The 1,292-nt window shown below is 44.0% G+C and carries 1 pseudogene; it reads left to right on the top strand.

The window, feature by feature from the left end:
* The first annotated feature begins 171 nt into the window (after nt 1-171).
* Nucleotides 172-1,020 (top strand): annotated as a pseudogene (locus tag HF312_21625) (integrase).
* The last annotated feature ends 272 nt before the right edge of the window (nt 1,021-1,292 follow it).

Here is a 1,292-nt window from a genome sequence, read left to right as displayed (position 1 = left end):
CGAGTTGACTCATAAATAATGTAACCCTGGGATATTGAAAAATGATTCGTTGCCTCAAAAAGAAATGTAACCGAAAGATTTGCCTGAATTTTATGTTTTCAGGCTGATTTTACGGGTACATAAGGCACTGACTCATAGTATAAAGTACCTCTGTAAAATAAAGGGTGCAATATGAGTCAGAAAGCAAAGGAAGAATATTTAAGGGAAATAAAGCCAAGATACAAGAGGGCCGGTAAGCTGGAAAAGCAGAAGATCTTAGACGAGTTCTGTACTACGTGCGGCTACAACAGAAAGTATGCAATCAGGCTTCTTAATGGGAAAGAGACTGCAGTAAGGAGTAAGAAGAAAAAGAATAAGCCCATAGGAAGGCCTAAAAGATACAATGACCCCGTAATAATTCACTTTCTGAAGGTTCTCTTAAAGAGCACCAATATGATATGCTCCAAGAGGCTTAAGGCCGTAATCCCAAACTGGCTGCCCTTCTATGAGAAAGCGTTCTGTCAAAAGCTGAATGAATTAAACAGAAGGAAGCTCCTGGAGATTTCACCTGCAACAATAGACCGCATTCTTCTAAGAGAAAGAAGGAAGATGACGAGGCTCGGTCTTAGTACAACAAAGCCCGGCAAGCTCCTAAAGAAACACGTTCCCATAAAGACAAACCAGTGGGATGAGACGAGGCCCGGCTTTATTGAGGCCGATACTGTGGCGCACTGCGGTAATAGTGTTGCAGGAATGTTTGTCTATACCGTAAACACGGTAGATATTGCTACCGGATGGACAGAGGCCCGGGCCATATGGGGTAAGGGTGAGAAAACGGCCCTGGAGGCTATTGTGTCCATCGAGAAGGCACTCCCATTTAAGATACTGGGCTTTGACAGCGATAACGGAAGCGAGTTCCTAAACTGGCACATGATGAAGTACTTTACCGGAAGAAGCACTCCTGTGGAGTACACCAGGAGCAGGGCTTACCAGAAGAACGACAATGCCCACATTGAGGGGAAGAACTGGACTAATATCAGGCAGTACCTGGGCTATGAGAGGTTCGACAGGCCTGAGGTTGTCGCAATGCTTAATGACATATATGAAAACTACTGGAGCCCTTACTTCAATTTCTTCATCCCTTCAGTAAAGCTTAAGAAGAAGGAAAGAATTGGCTCCAAGGTTGTGAAGGTACACGACAGCCCGAAGACTCCAATGCAAAGAGTAATGGAATCAGAGAAGGTTCCACCAAGGACTAAAAAAATATTGCAGGCAAAGTACAGGGAGTATAACCCTTTCGAGCTTCAGAATAT

It is taken from the genome of Ignavibacteria bacterium (genome assembly GCA_025612375.1).
GTDB lineage: Bacteria > Bacteroidota > Ignavibacteria > Ignavibacteriales > SURF-24 > JAAXKN01.
The sequence above is the reverse complement of the archived record's forward strand: the minus strand, read 5'-3'. Positions and strand labels throughout refer to the sequence as shown.